Raw genomic sequence first — 18,958 nt, 5'->3', positions numbered from 1 at the left:
GCCAGCATGGACGCAGCGCTGCTCGACCTAACGATCGCCACGCCCCTCGACGTGGTGGTGAATCATCAGGCCACCGGCTCGTTGCGAGCCGAGGACGAGAGTGGCTCGTTCGGCATTCGGCCCGGACACGCGGACTTCATCACGATGCTTGCGCCTTCGGTCGTGCGCTGGTTCGCGCCGGACGGGACGCGACGCTACTGCGCCGTCGACGGCGGCCTCATGACGGTATCCGGCGGGCGCACCGTGGCCGTTGCGTGCCGCGAGGCGATCGTCGGCGATTCGCTCGAGCGCCTTGAGCGCGAAGTCGCCCGCGTGCGCGCGGCGCAGCTCGACGCCGAGCGGTGCGTGCGCGTAGAGACCGTGCGCCTGCATGCGCAGGCCGTGCGGCAGATGCTGCGCTATCTGCGCGGCCCAGTCGTGCCGGATGGGCAGGAGATTGCGGCGGCGCAGGAGCGCGGGCGATGAGCGATCCGTCACCGGAGTCCAACCGCATGGCGCGCGCCGCGAGCGATGCCGCCGGGCGCGAAGCGCGTGGCCGTGCGCAACCTGAGCCGTCGCTCGGCAGCCGGCTCGGGCAGATCGGCATTCTTGGCTGGACCATCGTGCTGCCCACGCTGGCTGGGCTCGCGATCGGTCACATGCTCGACCGGCTGTTCGGCACGCGCGTGTTCTTCTCGGCGCCGATGCTCATGCTCGGGGCGGCAGCGGGCCTCTGGTTCGCGTGGAAGTGGATGCATCGACAGGAACGGGGTCATGAGGATGACTGATCACTCGACGATCTTGGCATGCGCGGCGAGTCTTGCCGCTGGCATCGTGGCCGGGGCAGCGCACTTCGCCGCGCTGAGCTGGAATGCGCGGTATTTTGCGGCGGGCAGAATCGGTGTCGCGCTCGGCGCGCAGGCCGTGCGCTGCGTGCTGACCGCGTTGCTCCTGTTCGCACTCGCGCGCGCGGGCATTCCGGCGCTGTTCACGGGTATGGCCGGGCTGCTGCTTGCGCGCCATGCCGTGCTGCGCCTGGCGGTGCAGACGCGATGAAAGCCTCGCCGCTCGCTACCACGCCGCTCTGGCACTTCGGAGCGCTCTCGATCACGGCGCCGGTCGTGGTCACGTGGGTCATCATGGCCTGCCTGGCCGCCGCTGCGGTGCTGCTTACGCGGCGGCTCACGCTCACACCTTCGAAGACGCAGACCGTGCTGGAACTGCTCGTCACGACGCTCGACAGCCAGATTCGCGACACCATCGAAGGCGACCCCGCTCCGTACCGCGCCCTGATCGGCACGCTCTTCGTGTTTGTGCTGGCGGCAAACTGGTCGTCCCTGTTGCCGGGCGTCGAACCGCCGACCGCGCATATCGAAACCGACGCGGCGCTCGCGCTGATCGTGCTAGCAGCAACCGTCTTTCACGGCCTGCGTACGCGCGGGCTGCGCGGCTACCTCGCGACCTTCGCCGAACCGACCTGGGTCATGATTCCGCTGAACGTCGTCGAGCAGCTCACGCGCACCTTTTCGCTCGTCGTGCGCCTCTTCGGCAATGTGATGAGCGGCGTGTTCGTGGTCGGCATCGTGCTCTCGCTCGCGGGGCTGCTCGTGCCCATTCCGCTCATGGCGCTCGATCTCCTCACCGGCGCCGTGCAGGCCTATATCTTCGCGGTGCTGGCGATGGTGTTCGTCGGCGCCGCGGCGGCCGGCGAGCGCTCGGGCGCTGGCCATCGCGCACAGGAAAAGACATGAATCTCATCGAAATCGTCAGCATCGCGGCGGCCGCGCTTGCAGTGTCGTTCGGCGCGATCGGTCCCGCGCTCGCCGAAGGCCGGGCCGTCGCCGCCGCAATGGACGCCATTGCGCGCCAGCCCGATTCCGCGGGCACTGTCTCGCGCACGCTGTTCGTCGGCCTCGCGATGATCGAAACGATGGCGATTTACTGCCTCGTGATCGCGCTGTTGCTGCTGTTCGCCAATCCGTTCGTCAAGTAACGAGGCAGCGCCATGCATATCGACTGGTCGACGCTCGCGCTGCAGACAGTCAATGCCCTTGTGCTGGTCTGGCTGCTCGCGCGCTTCCTGTTCCGGCCGGTGGCGGATATCGTCGCGGCGCGCCAGAAGGCGGCGCAGGCGCTGCTTGAGGACGCACAGTCGAGCCGACGCGCGGCACAGGCCGAGCAGGACGCTGCGCGCGACGAGACCACGCGGCTCGCCGCCTCGCGCGACGCGGCGCTGCGGGCCGCCGAGGCGGACGCCGAAGCGCACAAGGCCACACTGCTCGCTCATGCACGCGCCGAAGCGGCGCAACTACGCGCGCAAGCCGAAAGCGAGATCACCCGCGAGCGCGCCGCGCAGGCACGCGACATCGAGGGCGACGCAGTGCGGCTCGCCGTGGAGATCGCCGGGCGTCTTCTCGACCGCATGCCTGCGGAGGCGCGTGTGCAGGGATTCATCCGCGCTACGGCGGAGGCCTTGGCGAAGCTGCCGCCCGAGACGTGCGCCGAATTCGGCACGCAAGGCGAGCCGCTTGAAGTTGCCGCGCCGCGCGCGCTAAGCGCCGCCGAACGGCAAGCCTGCGAGGCGGCGTTCGGCGCGGCGCTCGGGCGTAACGTCTCGGTGCGCGTGCGCACCGACCCCACGCTGATCGCCGGGCTCGAACTCACGGGCGCGCACGCGGAGGTGCGCAACCATCTGCGTCACGATCTCGACGCCATTCGCGAGACGCTGCTGGAGCATGGCCGTGTGCGCGGCTGAGTCCGGAACGCAGAACTGGCTTTCGCGAGCACAAGACGCGCTCGCTAGTGTGCGCTTCGCGGCCGAGGCACAGACCAACGGGAGCGTGGCGAGCGTGGCCGACGGCGTTGCCCGCGTCTCGGGGCTCGCCGATGTCGCGCTCGACGAAACGGTGCGCTTCGCGAGCGGTGCGACCGGCTACGTGCGCACGCTCGACGCCGATCTTGCGAACGTGGTGCTGCTCGACGGCGCGGCGGGCGTGGAGGCCGGCGAGCGCGTGGAGCGCACCGGCGCCGTGCTTCAGGTGCCCGTGGGCGAGGCGCTGCTTGGCCGTGTGATCGATCCGCTTGGGCGGCCGCTCGACGGCGGCGAGCCGCTCGCCGCCGAGGCATGGCTGCCGGTGGAGCGCACCGCGCCCGCCATCATCGAGCGGGATGCCGTGAGCGAGCCGCTCGAAACCGGCGTGCTGATCGTCGACGCGCTGTTCGCGATCGGGCGCGGCCAGCGCGAACTCATCATCGGCGACCGGGCGACGGGCAAGACCTCGCTCGCCGTCGACGCGATCGTCAACCAGCGCGCGAGCGATGTGATCTGCGTGTACGTCGCCGTGGGCCAGCGTGCCACGGCGGTGCAGCGGGTGATGGAAGCCGTGCGTATGCGCGGTGCGCCGCAGCGGTGTGTGTTCGTGGTGGCGCCTTCGTCGGCTTCACCCGGCATGCAATGGATCGCGCCGTTCGCGGGCTTCTCGGTCGCCGAGTATTTCCGCGACCGCGGCCAGCACGCGCTTGTCGTGATCGACGATCTTTCGAAGCACGCGGCCACCCACCGCGAGCTGGCGCTGCTCACCGGCGAGCCGCCCGGCCGCGAGGCGTACCCCGGCGACATCTTCTACCTGCACGCACGGCTGCTGGAGCGTGCAGCGCGGCTGAGCCCGGAACTGGGCGGAGGCTCGCTCACCGCGCTGCCGATTGCCGAGACCGATGCGGGCAATCTCTCCGCCTACATTCCGACCAACCTGATTTCGATCACTGACGGCCAGCTCGTGATGGACGCGGCGCTGTTCGCATCGAACCAGCGGCCGGCCGTCAACGTGGGGTTGAGCGTGAGCCGCGTGGGCGGCAAGGCGCAAGTACACGCGCTACGGCAGGTGGCGGGTCGGCTGAGGATCGACTACGCGCAGTTCCTCGAGCTGGAGATGTTCGCGCGCTTCGGCGGCCTCACGGATGCGCGCGTGAGTGCGCAGATCGCGCGTGGTGGGCGGATACGCGCGTTGCTCGCGCAGCCGCGCTTCAGCCCGCTTGCCACCGTTGGCCAGGTCGCGCTGCTCGGCGCACTCGCCGACGGCGAATTCGATGCGCTGCCCGTTAGTGCCGTCGCACAGATCCGCGCGCGTCTTGCGCAAAGCGGCCCGCACGCGACAGGTGATGAATCGGAACGCGAACCGTCTCCGAGTGTTGCCGCGGTGCGCGAACGGGTGCGCGAATATATCGCGGGCATGGTGTGCGGCGGCGCCGGTGCGGGCGGTGTCGCGCCCGGCGAGGGGGCGGCATGAGCGGCAAGCTCGGCGAGATCGAAGCGCGCATCGGCGCGACCCATCAGCTCGAAGCCGTGGTCGGCGCCATGCGTGGGATTGCCGCGGCGCGCTCGCGCGACGCGCACGCAAGGCTCGCGGGAATCCGCGCTTGCGCGGCAGCGGCCGGGACCGCGATTGGCGACGTCCTTGCATTCGACCCTTCGAGCGCGTCGACAAAGACTATGAAAGAGGACGACGGCGCCGAGGTGTGCATCGTCATCGGCGCGGAGCAGGGCTTTGTTGGCGGCCTGAACGACCGGATCGCGGATGCGGCGATGCACCGCCCTGGCGAGCGCGACAGTCAATGGCTGCTGGTCGGCACACGGCTCGTGAGCGCATGCGCGGAGCGTGGCCTCGCAGAAGGCTGGTCCGCCCCGATGGCCGCGCATCCGGCAGCCGTTCCCCATCTCGCCGCCCGCGTGTCCGATGCGCTCTGTGCGCGGCTTGCCGATGGCGAACGCGCGACACGCGTCATGGTCACGCACGCGTTGCCAGGCGAGTCGCGGCTGCGCGTCGCGCAGCGCACGCTCATTCCGTTCGATTTCGCGCGCTTTCACGTGACGCCGCGCGCGCTGCCGCCGCTTGTCAACATGCCGCCCGCGCGGCTTCTGGCGCGGCTCGTCGAGCTTTATGTGTCGCTGGAACTGTGCGAAGCGCTGATGCTCGCGTTCGCCGCCGAGAACGAGGCGCGCGTACGCGCGATGCTTGCCGCGCGCACGAACGTGCAAGAGCGGCTGTCCAGCCTTTCGCAACAGTATCGTGCGATGCGCCAGGACGAGGTCACCGCGGAAATCGTCGAGCTGACCACGGCACGCGCAGCGGCGCGGCGCGCAATGGATTGATCGATATCAGCCGCGCTGTGTCGCGCCGAGCGATGCTTGAATCGGCGCAACCGGGCAGAACGCTCGACAGGAGGCGGTAATAAAATCCGATGAAGTATTGAGAGACGAGGTGGCATGCGAACTCGCGTGGGATCCTGAGGTGGATATCTCGCGTGTCGATGTCGGCGTTCAGGACCGTATCGTGACGTTGTCGGGCACGGTGCCGGGCTACGCGCAAAAGATGGCCGTCCAGCGAGCTGTTGAGCGCGTGTCCGGCTGCCGCGCGATAGTTATCGAGCTCACGATCGCCCTGCCGCCGGCGGTTCAGCATGCAGACGTTGATCTCGCCCAAGCCATCGTGCTTGCACTGCGCTGGCAGGCGGGTCTCGCCGAGAGCCAGGTTCACGTCGAAGTGGCGCGGCTGCGTGACGCTCGTTGGCGACGTCGACTGGGGCTATCAAAGCAATCTGGCCGAGAAGGTGGTAAGCCGCATGCGCGGCGTAATGGGCGTGGCCAACCGGATCGCCGTGCGCAACAGCGACGCCGTGGCCCACGTTGCCGAGCACATTTCGGCGGCCCTCGCGCGCCGCGCCCAGCGGGAGTTCGCAGGCATTCACGTCACGGTCGAAAATGGCGTGGCGACGCTGCGCGGCAAGGTGTCGTCGCTGCGCGACCGGCGTGCGCCGTGTGGCGCCGCCTGGGCGACGCGCGGCGTGCGGCGCGTGGTGGACGAGCTGGTCGTCGAGTGAACGGGGGGACGGGCAGGGCGATCGTCGCATGATTGATGTGTGTCAATCGGATGGCGGCTGGCGCGCGCACGATGAATATGTTCGTGCGGCTTTTTTTAAAAAAGGAGGCACCGCCATGCAGAAACACCTGATCGTGGTCGCGCATCCGGTGGAAGACAGCTTCACCATGGGCGTGACGCGTGCGTACCTTGGGGAATTGGTCCGCATAGGCCATGACGTGCGCGTTCATGAGCTGTACCGCATGGGGTTCGATCCCGTGCTGTCCGCGGAGGAATTGACCGAGGGAAGCGACGTGCACGTTCGAATGGCCGACGTCGTGATCGCGCAGAAAGACGTGCTCGCGGCAGACGTCGTGACGGTCGTCTATCCACTCTGGTGGATGGCGATGCCCGCGATGATGAAGGGCTATATCGACCGCGTGTTCAGCCGCGGCTTCGCGTACGAAACGCAACCGGACGGCGTGCACGGCTTGCTGTCCGGACGCCGGGCTGTCGTGGTGACAGTCTCGGCCGCGCCGCTGACATCGTTCGTCGAAGACGGCCGGTGGCAAGCGATGCAGTTGCTGCAGGACACGCACGTTTTTCGCGCGTCCGGTTTCGATGTGATCGGCCACCTGCATTTCGACGAAGTCGGCCCGGCAATGCCTGCGGCTACGGCCTCCGCAAACCTCGCGCGGGTGCGTGAATTTGTTCGCGGGCATTTTGCTGCGGTACCGACAGCGTGAATCCTCGGTGAAACGGGACTGCGGCGGGACGCAATCAGGAGTGGACAGCGATGAAATCCGATCTGGAAATGAAGCGTGACGTGGAGGCCGAGATCGCGTGCGACCGGTCGATCCAGTCAGCGACGAATGGCGTGGAGGTGTCGAATGGCGTAGTGACGCTCTCGGGACATCCGGCGAGCTACGCGGCTAAGCTCGCCGCGCAACGGGCGACCGCTCGTGTTGCGGGCGTACGAGGGATCGTCGTGGAGTTGGAGGTGCGTCTGGCGCTTCACGATTTGCGCAGAGACGAAGACATCGCGGACACGGTGCGCGCGATCCTCGAATGGACCGTCGGCGTCAACAACCAGGACGTCCAGGTCGAGGTCGAGAAGGGTTGCGTCAAGTTGCTCGGCGAGTGCGACTGGGGCTACCAGAGCCACGCCGCGCAGCAAGCGATCGCGCATTTGCTCGGTGTAACGGGCGTGATCAACAAGATCCGCATTCGCGGTGCAACCTCGGCCGAAGACATCGCACGCGGAATTCGCGCCGCGATTGGGCGGCACGGGGAGCGGGAAGCGAAACACGTCGAGATCAAGATCGAAGGCGGCACGGTCACCCTGACCGGCAAGGTTGCTTCGCACGCCGAACGCAAGCTCGTCTACGGTGCGGCCAAGGCGACGCCGGGCGTGCAGACGATCGTCAACCTTCTGAGCGTCGAATGAAACAGGGAGCACTGCCATGTATCACTTCTTCCGCCGATTCGAGCGCCTTGCGTTCGGCATCGTGCCCGCCTCGGCCATCGTCTGCACGGGCGTTCTCGTCGTACACCGTTTCGGTGACGCGCTGGTAGCGGACTTCGTGCCAGAGCACGCCGTGGATGCGGGCGTCCCGTTCGCGCTCGGGTGCGAAGAGAGGAGCCACGTCGGCTCGTGCGAACGATTGCTTGCCGTATGGAAGGATGCGCAATGAACGCCGCCACGCTTTGTACACGCGAAGTCGCCACCTGCGATCCGCAAACATCCATCGTCGAAGCCGCGGCGAGAATGCGCGCGCTGCATGCCGGAGATCTGGTGGTGGTGCAAGACAAGGAGGGCGTGCGCGTGCCCCTTGGCGTGCTGACCGATCGGGATATCGTGCTGGCCGTGGTCAGCCCGGATGCGCAGGCGGGCGAGCTGTACGCCGGCGATGTGATGTCGACGCCCGCATTGATTGCGGATGGCGCCGACGATATCTGGCTGCTCGCGAGGCGCATGCGCTTGCATGGCGTGCGCCGGCTGCCCGTGATCGGCGTAGACGGCGGACTGATCGGTATCGTTTCGCTCGACGATCTGCTTCATGCGGCTGCAAGCCTGCTAGACGAACTGCGCCTCATTTCGGCGCGCCAGCCGCATCTCGAAGAGAAGCGCCGCGCATAGTGCGGAGTGCTTGGCATCGGAAAGATTGAATGGAGGTCGCCTTGAATGCACCATCAAGGATCCTTGTGGTCTTCTATTCGCGCAGCGAGACGACGGCGGAGTTCGCCGGGCGGCTCGCCGCCGAACTCGAAGGGGATTATGAACGGCTGCACGAGGTCGAATTCCGGCGCCGTGTGGGCCCTTTAGGCTTCCTGCTTTCGATCCTCGACGTGGTCCGCAAGCGCCCCGCGCATTTGCAGCCGATGACGCATACGCTGGCCGACTACGACGTCGTCCTGATCGGTACGCCAGTGTGGGCGGCGCGCGCGTCGGCGCCGGTAGCGACGTGGCTTTCGTTGCACTGGCACCAGATGCGCACGGTGGCGTTCTTCTGCACGATGGGCGGACGTGGCAGCGAAGACGCATTCGCGCAGATGGAGCAGCTCGCGCGGCGCGCGCCGATCGCGACCTGTGCGATTTCCGCGCGAGACATGCGGACCGACCCGGCAGTCGAGAAGGTTTCCCGCTTCGTACTGGCGATCAAGGATGCACTCGCCGCGCGCGAGCATGCGGCGGCGGCCAGATGAACCGCGCGCAGGGGCAAGGCATGCGCGAGCAGCGTTTCGACTACGTGCTGGTAGGCGGCGGCATCGCGAGCGTGTCGGCTGCGCGCTCGCTGCGCCATGAAGAGCCGGGAGCGAGCATTGCGATCCTGTGTGGCGAACCCGTTCTACCCTACCGGCGGCCGCCGCTCACGAAGGGTTTCCTCACGGGAAAGGTCGGCGCCGCGCGGGCCACGATCCACCCGGCGGACTTTTACGAGAAGCAGAGCATTGCGTTGCTGCTGCACGCGCGGGCTGCGGCGGTCGATCGTGCCGCGCACCGCGTGCAGCTCGCAGACGGCAGCGCGGTGGGCTACGGCAAGCTGCTGATCGCGACGGGCGCCTCCCCGCACATGCTGAAGGTTCCCGGCGCCACGCTTGCGGGCGTGCAGTGCCTGCACGACATCGGCGACGCCGTTGCGTTGCGAGCGGATGCGGTGGGCAAGCGCCGGGCGCTCGTGATCGGCGCGGGCTTCGTGGGTGTCGAGGCCGCGGCGGCGTTGCGCGAGCTGGGCCTCGAGGTGACACTGGTCGAGCGCGGTGAGCAGATGCTGCCGCAGTTGCATTCCGCCTTGCTCTCGGCACATTTCAGGAAGCTGTGCGCAAAGCACGGCGTCGAGGTGCTGACCGGGCTCACGGTCGAGCGTCTCACGGGGCACGACACGCTGACGGGCGCGGTGCTCAGCGATGGCCGCGCGCTCGCGTGTGAACTCGGCGTCGTCGCGACGGGCGTGGAGCCGAACTGCGCATGGCTTGCGGGCAATGGGGTCGAGCTGGCCGATGGCGTGCTCGTCGACGAGTGTCTGCAGTCGTCCGACCCGGACATCTACGCCGCAGGCGATGTCGCGAACTTCCATGACCCCATGCTGGGCGCGCGCCGCCGCGTCGAGCACTGGGACAACGCGGTGCGCCAGGGGCGCCTCGCCGCTCGCAACATGCGCGGCGCGCGCATGCCGTACCGTGACGTCTCGATCTTCTATGGCGATGTCTTCGACGTGCCCTACAACTTTCTGGGCGATCCGTTCAATGCACTGGAGGTCGTCGAGCGGGGCGAGTTTCCGCAGCGGCCGTACTCGCTGCTATTCATGAGGCACAACGTGCTGCGAGCGATGTTCTCTATCGGTGCGCCGGCCGACGAAGCGGTCGCCGCCGAAGAGATGATCCGCCACCGGCGCAATCTCGCGAGCAGTGGAGCAGCACTCAAGCAAGTGGGCTCGCGCCTTGGCGCACTGCCTTCCCAGACCGTGCTCATCCTGCAGGGTGGCGGCGCGCTCGGCGCGTTCGAGAGCGGGGCTATCGGCGCGCTGGAGTCGCATGGCGTTCGCCCCGATATCGTCTCGGCCGTATCGATTGGCGCGTTCAACGGCGCGATCGTCGCGAGCCATCCCGGCCACGCGGTTGCGGTGCTCAATGCCTTCTGGCACGAACTGTCGATCGAGGGTCTCGCCGCGCCACGGTCCTGCGCGCATCTGTGGCAGACCGAACTAGCCTGGCACCTCGCGCTTTTTGGCGTGCCGAATTTCATGCGTCCGCGCTGGTGGATGGACGCGCCGCGAATCGGCAGCTTCGCGCCGTGGTGGACGAGCTACTACGACACGCAGCCCATGCTCGCGCTATTGCGCCGCTACGTCGACTTCGACGCGCTGGCGGCAAGCCCAACGCGACTGCTGCTCGGTGCCGTGGAAGTCGCAAGCGGCGAGCGGCGCATTTTCGACAGCTACGTCGACCGTCTGACCCCCGAGCATCTGCTCGCAAGCGGCAGTCTGCCGCCAGCGATGCCGTGGATGACAGTGGAGGGCCGCGCCTACTGGGACGGCGGCATCGTCAGCAACTCGCCGTCGAATCTCTTCGAGGTGATGCTGCGCCGGGACGAGATCGTCTATGCGGACCGCGTGCGCAACGATCTGCGCTTCGAGGAGAACGCCAACGACTTCCGCGATCTCGTCGAGCGCATCACCGGCCAGCTCGACGCTGCGGCCGCCGCGCGCGCGCGGCAGTCGCCGGAGTACATCCGCTTGATGTGCAACCACGCGCCGGTGCAGATTCATCGTATCGCGCTCGAAGGCGCGACCATGGACAGCGTGACATTTGCGCGCGACTTCGATTTTTCGGCGGAGTCGATTGCGTCGCTGCAGTCGCTTGGCCGTGCGGCGGCGCTGGCGGTACTCGACATGGGCGAAGCGAAATTGCGTATCGGTCAGACGGCCTCGGACTACGAAGGCGAGGTGTGCAAATAGCGCACGCTAACGCGCACAAGCATGCGGGGAGCGCGATGCAATCCTTCGACGTATGCAACGGCGACGCGGGCGGCCTGTTCGCGCTGCATCAACTGCGCCACGCGACGTACGTGTGTGGCTTGGGCGCCAGTGATCTGTTCGCTTTCGTTCAGACTGATCTGGCCGCGCCCGCCTGTCGGGCCGTGCACCACGGCGATCTCACCCCGGCACGACCCCCGACCGGCGCGGCGTCGTGCACCGCCGCATCCGGGCCGCTTCTGCGCGGATGAACGCTGCTTGCAGCGCCGGATGCACTTCGTCGCGCCAGCATTCGCCGGTAAACAGCCCGTAATGATCGCAACCCTCGACATCGAGCTGCTGCCGCGCTGCTGCCGCAATGCCACTGCACATGTTCAGGGCCGCATGCGTTTGTCCGGCGCCGGTGACGGCATCGCGCGTGCCCTCGACGGTCAGCAACTCGACGTAGCGCAGCGCCGAGGGCTCGACGAGCGTACCGCTTACACGCCATGCGCGTTGCGCCAGCATTGCGCGATGGAATACGATATCCACGGTATCGAGAAAATATTCAGCCGGCATGTCGAGCAGCGCGGTGTACTCTTTCAACGCGCGGCGCGCATCGGCAAGCGCGCTAGTATCGCCGCGCGAGGTTGCCTTTGTGTAGTGGTCTACCAGCGCCACATAGCGATGCGGATAAACGATCGCAATCTCGGCCTGCTGCAGGTAGGTCGGGAACACGTACCGGCCTTGCCCGGCAAACCCGGCTGGAACGATGTCGATCAGGTGGCGCTCGCACCAGTCAGGCGAATGCGATGCGGCCGCGAGACCGAGCGTGCTCGGATTGATGCGTGCGTCGAGCGGGCCGCCAATCAGTGTGATGCTCGTGGGCGGAGCGCAGCCGCGCTGCGCGCGCAGCGCCAGCGCCCCGAGCGCAGGAAACGTGGACTGGCAGACGGCGATGACGTGCAGCGGCCGCTTGTCCCGCGCAAGCCTGTCGATGAAGGCGTCCAGCATCGCGACATACTCATCGAGGCCGAAGCGGCCCGCTGCGAGCGGTACGTCGCGCGCGTTGATCCAGTCGGTGATATAGACGTCGCCGTCGGCGAGCAGCGCCTCAACGGTCTCCCGCATCATGACGGCCGCGTGGCCGGCCAGCGGTGTGCACAGCAGAACGGCGCGCTCGGCGCGTGCGCGTGCAACGCACCGCAAGTCGCAGAACGGAGTATGCGCGACGATACGTTCGTCAACTTCGCAATGCCTCCCATCGAGCGCGATGGAACGGATCGCAAACGGCGGCGGCTCCTCCGTGAGGCCGAGCAGGGGCTCGAACAGATCCGCATAGCAGGACGAGGCGGCATGCGCCAGCGGCGGTGCGGGCCACGCATCACATGCATGGCGCGCGTACTGCGCCGCCGCGCGCCATGCGCGCATCCATTGGCGCTGTTGTTCGACAAGGGCATACCACATTGTTGACCTCAGACCATCTGATCCCAATTACCGACTTTCCGAGATTTCGTGAGCAGACGAGCGCATCGTACGCGCAAGCAGCGGGCGCAGCCGCCCTGAATGTCGAGCAGGTCGGCAATCTCGCTGAAAACCGCGGCAACATCGGCATTGTGAATGAGCATGGGATCCCCTCGTTGCGCTGAAAACGTGGCATGGCTGAGCGCGTAAGTGCCCAGGGGGGCTTGATCACAGCATGGACGGCGGCATCGCCAGAGCGTTGATCCAGGTCAGCGTGTGGTCTCTAAGCGGAGCAAGGCAGGGGATTGATCGAGGTCAATGGGCGGAGCGGGGCAGGCACGATGATCCAGGCAAGGGGTGTCGCCTCGTGCGCGATGTAGAGAGCGGACATGGCATGGAGCATGCGGACCGCTATCGTGCCCGGCACCCCGTGCCGGCGCGCGGTTACGTTCCCGGGAGGGAAAGATGCAAACCCTTCAGGTGGAGATTCCTGTCGATTACGTGAAGCTTGATGGGATCCTCGAGATTCCCGGTGATGCGCGCGGCGACGGTGGTGTTCGTGCACGGAACCGGCAGCAGCCGCTTCAGCCCGCGAAACCGACAGGTGGCCGCTGGTTTGCAGCGCGAGGGATTTGCGACCCTGCTGTTCGATCTGCTGACGCAGGACGAGCAACGGCACGACGACGTCGACGCCACGTACCGCTTCAATATTGCGATGCTGGCGCGCCGGTTAGGCGCGACGCTTGTCTGGCTGCGGCAATGGGCCGACGTCGCGACGCTGCCGGTTGGGCTCTTCGGAGCGAGTACGGGTGCCGCGGCCGCGCTCGTCGCGGCGGCTCAGACGAACACCGTGGGCGCCATCGTGTCGAGGGGCGGGCGGCCTGACCTCGCGAGGACTGCGCTCGGCTCGGTCTCTGCGCCGACGCTGCTGATCGTCGGCGAACTCGACACGGAGGTCATCCGACTGAATCAGACGGCCGCCGCGCAACTGTTCTGCGAGCACAGCATGGCGATCGTGGCCGGCGCGACCCATCTCTTCGAGGAGCCCGGCACGCTCGAGGAAGTGACGCGCCTTGCCGCTGGCTGGTTTGGACACTGGCTGATTTCCGGCATCGCCAGGACCGGCGACGCATCGCATACAGGACATCGACCATGAGTGACATATTCCGCAATCGTGCTGACGCCGGCAAGCAGCTCGCGGCGGCATTGGATCGTTATGCTGGGCGCACCGATGTGGTGGTGTTGGCGCTGCCGCGCGGCGGTGTGCCGGTCGGCTGTGAGGTGGCGAGGGCCATGCGCTGCCCACTCGATGTGCTTCTCGTGCGCAAGCTCGGCGCGCCGCATAACCCCGAGCTTGCCATGGGGGCCATAGCGACCGGCGAGGCGATCTACCTCAACGATTCGGTGTTGCGCGCGCTCCATGTGAGCGGGGAGCAGGTTTTGGATGCCATCGCGCGCGAACGCGTCGAGCTTCGTCGTCGCGAGTTGGCCTACAGAGGCCAGCTGCCGCCTGCTGCCGTCGAGGGCAAAACCGTCATTGTCGTGGATGACGGCATGGCGACGGGATCGACAATGCACGCTGCCCTCAACGCGCTGCGCACACGGCACCCGAGGCAGATCGTCGTTGCGGTGCCCGTGTGCCCAGCCGGAGTCGAAGCCCGCTTCGACTCGGTCGCGGACGACTTCGTCTACGTAATGCAGCCGGACTGGTTCATGGGTATCGGGCAGTTTTATGCCGACTTCACGCAGACGAGCGATGAAGAGGTGCAAACTTGCCTCGCCGACGCGCAGGACTGGCAACGAAAGGCCATGCGAGGCGATAGCGACGGTGCGCGAGCCGCTTCGCCAGAAGACGGCGCTGCCTGACCTCGATGACTTCGGGCGTTTTTCTGAGTGGATTGTTGCGAGCAGACCTCGACGCGTAAGCGCCTATTCGCAATCAGGCAGGAACTGCTCGTTTGAGCGTCCGGCCCCGTGTGGTGGCGAGAGCCCTTCGACACTCTCCGAAGTCCGGTCCGAGTTCGTCCTTGTCCCGCTCGATGTCGCGAGCCGGCGCAGCAGCGGCGCTCGCGCCAGCCACATCTGCGCGTATTGGCGCGGGCGCGATTACACGGTCGTTGCTGCGATGGTGCGTGCGCGGCCGGTTCGCCCGTGCTGTTTCCAGGCCGAACCAGGCGACCTCGGAGCGCAGGCTGGCGGCATAGGCATGCCAGCCGCGCAGATTCAGCGCGAACAAACGGTCGCGTACTGACGCGTCGAATGCGTCGTGGTCGAGCTTCTCGTCGAGTAACGCCTGTGGCCAGCCGCAGAATGTCCGCTGCGTGCGCACAATGAATTCTTCCACGCTCATGGAAGGCAAAACATGCCCGAGCAGCACCTCGTCTTCGAGTATCGGATGCAGCGCGATCAGTTCCCCGACGGTCTCGGCTGTATGGCGCGCTTCGAGAATGCGGGCCAGCAATTGCAGCGTGCGTCCGAGGTGAAGCAGCAGGGCGCGTCGTTCGAAGGACTGGTGGAATACGAGAGACTTGCCTGTCATGAGGGATCTCGCTGTTCGGGAGTGCAGGGAATAAGGGTTCAGCGCAACGGCTCGCCGTTGTGCTGAATCTGCACGGCGGTTGCCTCGACGTAATCGACACACACGCTATCGCCTGCCTGGAGCCCGTCGAGCAGACTGTCCGACGACGCCCGCAATACCACCGAGCGTGTAGGACCGCGCAGGGTGAGCAGGCGCCTGTCGCGATCGACCCATCCGCGTTTCATGGTGACTTCTCCGTGCATGCCGGTGCGCACACAGTCCCTTCGGCTTCGGGCGCTTCGGCGGTTGATGTCATTCGACCGCCGGGGTGCTTTGGAGCACTTGACCTGCATCAATTCATTCGCGGTCGCGTTCACGACGGGGTCGCGGGCGCTAGCTGGCTCGACTCCGATTGACGTGGGTCAACTACGCGGCGACTACCGGCTTTATCGTTTGCACAGACTCGCCAGGAGCGCAGCTAGCTTTTCGCGGCACTCCCAACGATGCCTGTAAGAATGACTAGCGGAGCACGCGGCCTGCATACGGGTACGCGTTGGTGTGAAAGGCCGCCCTAACAAGCTCGTTGCAGACGAACTGGGCGCAGCGGAGAAAACCATCAAGATTCACCGGGCGCGCGTCATGGAGAAGATGGAAGTTCGCTCGCTTGCCGATCTGGTTCGCCTCGTAGTGAGATCGGAGGCCGACGAGCCGGAGTCGCTGGCTCTGCCGCAGCCGCGCACGAGCACCCCGACGCAGTACAGCGACAGGGAACCGGCGTCACTGGGAAAGTGACGCACCTGCATCCGCGCAGTCGTTCAATGAGACATCAACACCGGCAATGTCATCGAAGAAAGAATCGTGCGCGTGACGCCGCCAAGGACGAGGTCATGAAACCTGGCGTGGCCATATGCACCCGCGACGAGCAGGTCATATCCGCCATCGATCGCGAATTCGAGCAGTGCGTCGCCTGTCGATACCGCCAACGGACGATCGAAGCGAGCGATGTCCACTGGGAGCGCAACGTGTCGCTGGAGCATCGCTGCGACGTCAGCGCACGACGCTTCGGTCGGCGCTGGCTTGAACGCCGTGGCGACGACGGCGGCGACCGTGACACGTGTCGCACGCGCGACAAGGGGAATCGCGTCGCGAATGGCGCGAGCTGCCTCGCGGCCGCCATTCCAGGCGATCAGGATGCGCTCTCCGACCGCCTCGAAGGAGCCGGTTTCCGGTATCAATAGAACGGGGCTGCCCGCACCCAGCAGGATAGTCTCCAGGAAATTGTCCGCCACACAGGACTCCGGGTCCTGCGGTCTGGCTTGCCCGAGGATCACAAGGTCTGCGGTTCGGCTGCCCTGCATGACCGTGGTGACGGGATAGCCGTCTGGTGCGGTCCATACGCCCGGCACCTGCGCACACGTCAGTTCCGCGCGAAACAACCGTTCTACCTCACTGCGTTTTTGCGCGAGGAATTTGCTGTGAGCTTTGTAAAAGTCGGCTGTGCCCGTCATGGCGTAGAAGCCCAGCGGATGCGGATCGAACATGGAAAACACGCCGTCCAGATGAGCATCGAATTTTCGGGCGAGCTTCAGTGCGAACGAGAGCCGCGTATGGGCGCCTTTGCTCGTATCGAGGTGGACCATCACGGTCTTGTAGGTCATCGTGGATCTCCAGTCGCTGCAAAACGTGTACGAAAATCAGTTCCCAGGCACGTGCGGTTAGCCCGCAAGCGCGATTCGCGCGAAGTTGTTCGGCTTGCGAATGACTCACTCCGGCAGCGCAGCCCAGCGAAAGAACGCGGACGAATCCGCATCGAGTTTGCCAAACGACCTTTCGTACAAGGCCACGAATGCCGGCGACCCATACAGGCGGCTCAGAGTGCGGTCTACCAGCAGACGCAGATCGTTATCTCCGCGTGCCATGCCGATCGCCACGGAAACGCTTGTGAACCGCCGGTCGAGAACGACCAGATCGTTCGCCGCGGGACTGGCGTGCGTCGCTGCAACGAGCAGGGCACGGTCTGCGAAGAAGACGTTCGACCGGCAGTCAATGAGTTTCTGCAAACCCGCTTGCAAAGAGGTGACGGGGGCAACCGTTGCTGAAATCTGAAAATCACCAAGCTTTCCGGCAAGCCAGCGCTGCGCGGGCGAATCGGCGATGACCGAAACCGTCTGCCGGGACAGCAGTTGAGCGGGCGACGCGCGCCAGATTGGGTGAGACGGGTGCTCGCCAGACAGAATCTCGCTCAGTCCCGCCGGCGCATCGGCGCGCAGAACCGCTCCGATTCCGCCTGGATAGACAGGAATGGAGACCGACATGCTCTGCCTGTTCGTGAGTGTATCGAGTACTCCGCATACGAGATCGACGCGCTTTTCTCGCAATGCGCGCGTGTTGTCGCCGGGCGAGAGCGGAACCCACTGGGGCTTGAGCGTTGTCAGCCCCGTTTCGCTTCTGATCTGTTCGACAATCTTCTGGCACAGCGCTACTGTGTAGCCCGTCACTTGCCCACTGGCGTCCTTGTAAGCATACGGACGCGCGTCGCTGAGATAGCCCATGCGGATCGTCCCCGACTGCTCGATTCGCAGCAGCGTCGCGCTTGTCGTCTGCTGCTGGGCGCGCACCGGATGCGGCATGAAAGCGGAAAGCGCCAGTATGCCGATGGCCATCGCCGCGGCAGCTGAACTTGCAGCCGCCCGCGGCGCAGAGGTCGGTGAGCCGGTGCGATTGACGGCGAAGCCATATATCGCGTAGCCGATCGCCATGACCAGCATTCCGCCCATCACGGCATCCTTGCCGGAAGCGTAGATAGCAAAGACCGAGTAAGCCAGCGCCACTACCGCGACCGTCGCATTGAGACGGTACTTCGCCACCTGCGTGCCGGCGTTGCGCATCATCACGAATAGAGCCGACAGCGAAATGACATACGGAATCACATTGGTGACAACGGCCAGGTTGACGAGCGCAGCGAATTGTTCGCTCAGATTGGGTGAAATCGTGGACAAGGCCATCATCGACTGCACGATCCCCATGATCACCATGCCTGCAACAGGCGCGCCTGAGCGGTTCGTCTTGCCGAAAACAGCGGGGAACATCTGGCTATCGGAAGCGTCCCTGGCTGTTTGCGCCAGCGTGAACTGCCAGCCGAGCAGAGAGCCGACGCATGCCATCGCGGCAAGGCCCATGACGACGGAGCCTACAGCGGGACTGAACATTTTGGCAAAGGCGAGGCCGAACGGTCCTGTCGATTTGGCGAGTTCGGCATTCGGCACGATCCCCTGGATCACGGCCGTGGAGAGAATGTAGATAACCGCCGCGCCCAAGGTGCCGAACATGCAGGCCAACGGGACATCGCGCCTGGGGTTCTCGACGGCCGACGAGTTCTGTACCGCCGATTCCATACCGAGGAATGCCCAGAGCGTGAGCGAGACGCTCGAACCCATCCCCTCCACGAGGCGCAGCCCCTTCGGATTCCAGGCAGCCGCGAAAGTACTGCCGTGAAACCAGAACCAGCCTGCAACCGAAATGCAGCCTACGGGCAGGATCACACCCCAAACCGTGACCGCGCCGATTCGTCCCGTTATTTTGGGGCCGCCGAAATTGGCCAGCGTGGTCAGCCACAGAAGGCCGATCACGCCAAGACAGGCCGCGAGCGGGGACGATGTCAGCGCCGGGAAGAATGCGGCGAGATAGCCGAGCGCAGAGCTCGCAACCGCTACATTCGCAATGGCGATAGACAGGAAGTAGAGAAAGAAGACCTGAAAATAACCGTCCTTGCCGTAAGCCTCCTCGGCGTACGCGGCCATGCCACCGGCACGCTGATTTAACAGTCCGGCTTCGGCAAAGCCCCATGCAATGGCAAGTGATCCAATTGCCGTGACAAGCCACGACAGCAGCGAAATCGCGCCGACTTGCGCCATGTTGGCGGGCAGCATGATGATGCCCGATCCCATCATGTTCATGGTGACGATGAACGTGAGCTGTACTACGTTCATCTTTTTGGGTTGATCCGTCATGGTGAATCTCCTGCTCGCGTCGCTGTGCTCAAGCACGCGTCGCGAGCTATCTATTGCGTTTCGTGCGTCGCCAATGCCCGCAATGCCGGGCTATGACGTTGCGTTGAGCTTCAGGATTTCGTCCATGAAGCGTCGGGTAGAGACCGGGCGTGATGGGAACTGCATTCGCCTGGAATA

Annotated in this window: 21 protein-coding genes and 3 pseudogenes; 18 read left to right on the top strand and 6 right to left on the bottom strand. The window is 65.6% G+C overall.

Features of this window, described 5'->3' with window-relative positions; all coding sequences use genetic code 11:
- Positions 1–6: 6 nt before the first annotated feature.
- The 15 genes and pseudogenes from M3I54_RS24475 (at position 7) to M3I54_RS24405 (ending at position 10,792) form a co-directional block, all read left to right on the top strand.
- Entirely contained in the window at positions 7–465 is a 459-nt protein-coding gene (locus tag M3I54_RS24475; RefSeq protein WP_254340683.1) for a F0F1 ATP synthase subunit epsilon, read from the top strand.
- On the top strand, positions 462–767 hold the full coding sequence (locus tag M3I54_RS24470) for an AtpZ/AtpI family protein (RefSeq protein WP_375542200.1): 306 nt from the start codon (positions 462–464) through the stop codon (positions 765–767). Before M3I54_RS24475 ends, M3I54_RS24470 begins: the two co-directional genes overlap by 4 nt.
- Positions 754–1,035: an ATP synthase subunit I gene (locus M3I54_RS24465; protein ID WP_254340679.1), complete on the top strand. Its 282-nt coding sequence runs from the start codon at positions 754–756 to the stop codon at positions 1,033–1,035. The genes M3I54_RS24470 and M3I54_RS24465 overlap by 14 nt, the downstream gene beginning before the upstream one ends.
- Positions 1,032–1,730: a F0F1 ATP synthase subunit A gene (locus M3I54_RS24460; protein ID WP_254340677.1), complete on the top strand. Its 699-nt coding sequence runs from the start codon at positions 1,032–1,034 to the stop codon at positions 1,728–1,730. Before M3I54_RS24465 ends, M3I54_RS24460 begins: the two co-directional genes overlap by 4 nt.
- A complete protein-coding gene (locus tag M3I54_RS24455) occupies positions 1,727–1,972 on the top strand; it encodes a F0F1 ATP synthase subunit C (protein WP_017774099.1) in 246 nt (81 codons plus the stop codon). The genes M3I54_RS24460 and M3I54_RS24455 overlap by 4 nt, the downstream gene beginning before the upstream one ends.
- Positions 1,973–1,984: 12 nt before the next feature.
- Positions 1,985–2,734: a F0F1 ATP synthase subunit B gene (locus M3I54_RS24450; RefSeq protein WP_254340675.1), complete on the top strand. Its 750-nt coding sequence runs from the start codon at positions 1,985–1,987 to the stop codon at positions 2,732–2,734.
- Positions 2,715–4,265 (top strand): F0F1 ATP synthase subunit alpha, encoded by a 1,551-nt coding sequence (locus M3I54_RS24445; protein WP_302059114.1) that lies wholly within the window; start codon positions 2,715–2,717, stop codon positions 4,263–4,265. Before M3I54_RS24450 ends, M3I54_RS24445 begins: the two co-directional genes overlap by 20 nt.
- Positions 4,262–5,128 carry a F0F1 ATP synthase subunit gamma gene (locus M3I54_RS24440; RefSeq protein WP_254340672.1) on the top strand — a complete coding sequence of 289 codons (867 nt, stop codon included), beginning with the start codon at positions 4,262–4,264 and terminating at the stop codon, positions 5,126–5,128. Before M3I54_RS24445 ends, M3I54_RS24440 begins: the two co-directional genes overlap by 4 nt.
- Before the next feature lie 79 nt (positions 5,129–5,207).
- A pseudogene (locus M3I54_RS24435) lies at positions 5,208–5,856 on the top strand (BON domain-containing protein).
- A complete protein-coding gene (locus tag M3I54_RS24430) occupies positions 5,795–6,580 on the top strand; it encodes an NAD(P)H-dependent oxidoreductase (RefSeq protein ID WP_254340671.1) in 786 nt (261 codons plus the stop codon). Before M3I54_RS24435 ends, M3I54_RS24430 begins: the two are co-directional and overlap by 62 nt.
- Before the next feature lie 50 nt (positions 6,581–6,630).
- Positions 6,631–7,281, top strand: a complete 651-nt coding sequence (locus M3I54_RS24425) for a BON domain-containing protein (RefSeq protein ID WP_254340670.1) — start codon at positions 6,631–6,633, stop codon at positions 7,279–7,281.
- 16 nt (positions 7,282–7,297) lie between these two features.
- Positions 7,298–7,528 (top strand): hypothetical protein, encoded by a 231-nt coding sequence (locus M3I54_RS24420; RefSeq protein ID WP_254340669.1) that lies wholly within the window; start codon positions 7,298–7,300, stop codon positions 7,526–7,528.
- Positions 7,525–7,974, top strand: a complete 450-nt coding sequence (locus M3I54_RS24415) for a CBS domain-containing protein (protein WP_254340668.1) — start codon at positions 7,525–7,527, stop codon at positions 7,972–7,974. Before M3I54_RS24420 ends, M3I54_RS24415 begins: the two co-directional genes overlap by 4 nt.
- A gap of 41 nt (positions 7,975–8,015) precedes the next feature.
- The gene (locus tag M3I54_RS24410) at positions 8,016–8,540 is read left to right on the top strand and encodes a flavodoxin (RefSeq protein WP_254340667.1); all 525 of its coding nucleotides are present in this window, start codon (positions 8,016–8,018) and stop codon (positions 8,538–8,540) included.
- Positions 8,537–10,792, top strand: coding sequence for an FAD-dependent oxidoreductase (locus tag M3I54_RS24405; RefSeq protein ID WP_375542199.1), 2,256 nt, complete (start codon positions 8,537–8,539; stop codon positions 10,790–10,792). The genes M3I54_RS24410 and M3I54_RS24405 overlap by 4 nt, the downstream gene beginning before the upstream one ends.
- Positions 10,793–10,990: 198 nt before the next feature.
- On the opposite strand, the gene phaZ is transcribed toward M3I54_RS24405, so the two are convergent.
- Positions 10,991–12,256 carry a polyhydroxyalkanoate depolymerase gene (phaZ, locus tag M3I54_RS24400; RefSeq protein ID WP_254340665.1) on the bottom strand — a complete coding sequence of 422 codons (1,266 nt, stop codon included), beginning with the start codon at positions 12,254–12,256 and terminating at the stop codon, positions 10,991–10,993.
- Positions 12,257–12,264: 8 nt separating this feature from the next.
- Entirely contained in the window at positions 12,265–12,417 is a 153-nt protein-coding gene (locus tag M3I54_RS24395) for a helix-hairpin-helix domain-containing protein (RefSeq protein ID WP_254340663.1), read from the bottom strand.
- Between the two features lie 301 nt (positions 12,418–12,718).
- Here M3I54_RS24395 and M3I54_RS24390 point away from each other — a divergent pair.
- Together M3I54_RS24390 and M3I54_RS24385 are read left to right on the top strand one after the other, a co-directional pair.
- A pseudogene (locus M3I54_RS24390) lies at positions 12,719–13,409 on the top strand (dienelactone hydrolase family protein).
- Positions 13,406–14,119 carry a phosphoribosyltransferase gene (locus tag M3I54_RS24385; protein ID WP_254340662.1) on the top strand — a complete coding sequence of 238 codons (714 nt, stop codon included), beginning with the start codon at positions 13,406–13,408 and terminating at the stop codon, positions 14,117–14,119. Before M3I54_RS24390 ends, M3I54_RS24385 begins: the two are co-directional and overlap by 4 nt.
- 73 nt (positions 14,120–14,192) lie before the next feature.
- Here the strand turns inward: M3I54_RS24385 and M3I54_RS24380 are convergent, their stop codons facing one another.
- Both M3I54_RS24380 and M3I54_RS24375 read right to left on the bottom strand, forming a co-directional pair.
- A complete protein-coding gene (locus tag M3I54_RS24380; protein ID WP_254340660.1) occupies positions 14,193–14,792 on the bottom strand; it encodes a hypothetical protein in 600 nt (199 codons plus the stop codon).
- Between the two features lie 38 nt (positions 14,793–14,830).
- Entirely contained in the window at positions 14,831–15,016 is a 186-nt protein-coding gene (locus tag M3I54_RS24375; RefSeq protein WP_254340658.1) for a hypothetical protein, read from the bottom strand.
- A gap of 313 nt (positions 15,017–15,329) precedes the next feature.
- Here M3I54_RS24375 and M3I54_RS24370 point away from each other — a divergent pair.
- Positions 15,330–15,563: pseudogene (locus tag M3I54_RS24370) on the top strand (LuxR C-terminal-related transcriptional regulator); the annotation flags it as partial.
- Between the two features lie 23 nt (positions 15,564–15,586).
- Here M3I54_RS24370 and M3I54_RS24365 read toward each other — a convergent pair.
- Complete coding sequence (locus M3I54_RS24365) at positions 15,587–16,429, bottom strand: universal stress protein (protein ID WP_254340656.1); 843 nt, start codon at positions 16,427–16,429, stop codon at positions 15,587–15,589.
- Positions 16,430–16,534: 105 nt separating this feature from the next.
- Positions 16,535–18,781 (bottom strand): putrescine-ornithine antiporter, encoded by a 2,247-nt coding sequence (gene potE, locus M3I54_RS24360; RefSeq protein ID WP_254340655.1) that lies wholly within the window; start codon positions 18,779–18,781, stop codon positions 16,535–16,537.
- Positions 18,782–18,958: the final 177 nt, after the last annotated feature.

Origin of the sequence: Paraburkholderia sp. CNPSo 3274, from assembly GCF_024206475.1 — a bacterium.
In the GTDB taxonomy this organism is placed as follows: domain Bacteria; phylum Pseudomonadota; class Gammaproteobacteria; order Burkholderiales; family Burkholderiaceae; genus Paraburkholderia.
The sequence above is the reverse complement of the archived record's forward strand: the minus strand, read 5'-3'. Positions and strand labels throughout refer to the sequence as shown.

What these genes read in the sequence shown, in the direction of transcription:
- M3I54_RS24475 (WP_254340683.1), top strand. Translation starts at nt 7, where the DNA reads ATGGACGCAGCGCTGCTCGACCTAACGATCGCCACGCCCCTCGACGTG.
- M3I54_RS24470 (WP_375542200.1), top strand. Translation starts at nt 462, where the DNA reads ATGAGCGATCCGTCACCGGAGTCCAACCGCATGGCGCGCGCCGCGAGC.
- M3I54_RS24465 (WP_254340679.1), top strand. Translation starts at nt 754, where the DNA reads ATGAGGATGACTGATCACTCGACGATCTTGGCATGCGCGGCGAGTCTT.
- M3I54_RS24460 (WP_254340677.1), top strand. Translation starts at nt 1,032, where the DNA reads ATGAAAGCCTCGCCGCTCGCTACCACGCCGCTCTGGCACTTCGGAGCG.
- M3I54_RS24455 (WP_017774099.1), top strand. Translation starts at nt 1,727, where the DNA reads ATGAATCTCATCGAAATCGTCAGCATCGCGGCGGCCGCGCTTGCAGTG.
- M3I54_RS24450 (WP_254340675.1), top strand. Translation starts at nt 1,985, where the DNA reads ATGCATATCGACTGGTCGACGCTCGCGCTGCAGACAGTCAATGCCCTT.
- M3I54_RS24445 (WP_302059114.1), top strand. Translation starts at nt 2,715, where the DNA reads ATGGCCGTGTGCGCGGCTGAGTCCGGAACGCAGAACTGGCTTTCGCGA.
- M3I54_RS24440 (WP_254340672.1), top strand. Translation starts at nt 4,262, where the DNA reads ATGAGCGGCAAGCTCGGCGAGATCGAAGCGCGCATCGGCGCGACCCAT.
- M3I54_RS24425 (WP_254340670.1), top strand. Translation starts at nt 6,631, where the DNA reads ATGAAATCCGATCTGGAAATGAAGCGTGACGTGGAGGCCGAGATCGCG.
- M3I54_RS24420 (WP_254340669.1), top strand. Translation starts at nt 7,298, where the DNA reads ATGTATCACTTCTTCCGCCGATTCGAGCGCCTTGCGTTCGGCATCGTG.
- M3I54_RS24415 (WP_254340668.1), top strand. Translation starts at nt 7,525, where the DNA reads ATGAACGCCGCCACGCTTTGTACACGCGAAGTCGCCACCTGCGATCCG.
- M3I54_RS24405 (WP_375542199.1), top strand. Translation starts at nt 8,537, where the DNA reads ATGAACCGCGCGCAGGGGCAAGGCATGCGCGAGCAGCGTTTCGACTAC.
- phaZ (WP_254340665.1), bottom strand. Translation starts at nt 12,256, where the DNA reads ATGTGGTATGCCCTTGTCGAACAACAGCGCCAATGGATGCGCGCATGG.
- M3I54_RS24395 (WP_254340663.1), bottom strand. Translation starts at nt 12,417, where the DNA reads ATGCTCATTCACAATGCCGATGTTGCCGCGGTTTTCAGCGAGATTGCC.
- M3I54_RS24385 (WP_254340662.1), top strand. Translation starts at nt 13,406, where the DNA reads ATGAGTGACATATTCCGCAATCGTGCTGACGCCGGCAAGCAGCTCGCG.
- M3I54_RS24380 (WP_254340660.1), bottom strand. Translation starts at nt 14,792, where the DNA reads ATGACAGGCAAGTCTCTCGTATTCCACCAGTCCTTCGAACGACGCGCC.
- M3I54_RS24375 (WP_254340658.1), bottom strand. Translation starts at nt 15,016, where the DNA reads ATGAAACGCGGATGGGTCGATCGCGACAGGCGCCTGCTCACCCTGCGC.
- M3I54_RS24365 (WP_254340656.1), bottom strand. Translation starts at nt 16,429, where the DNA reads ATGACCTACAAGACCGTGATGGTCCACCTCGATACGAGCAAAGGCGCC.
- potE (WP_254340655.1), bottom strand. Translation starts at nt 18,781, where the DNA reads ATGACGGATCAACCCAAAAAGATGAACGTAGTACAGCTCACGTTCATC.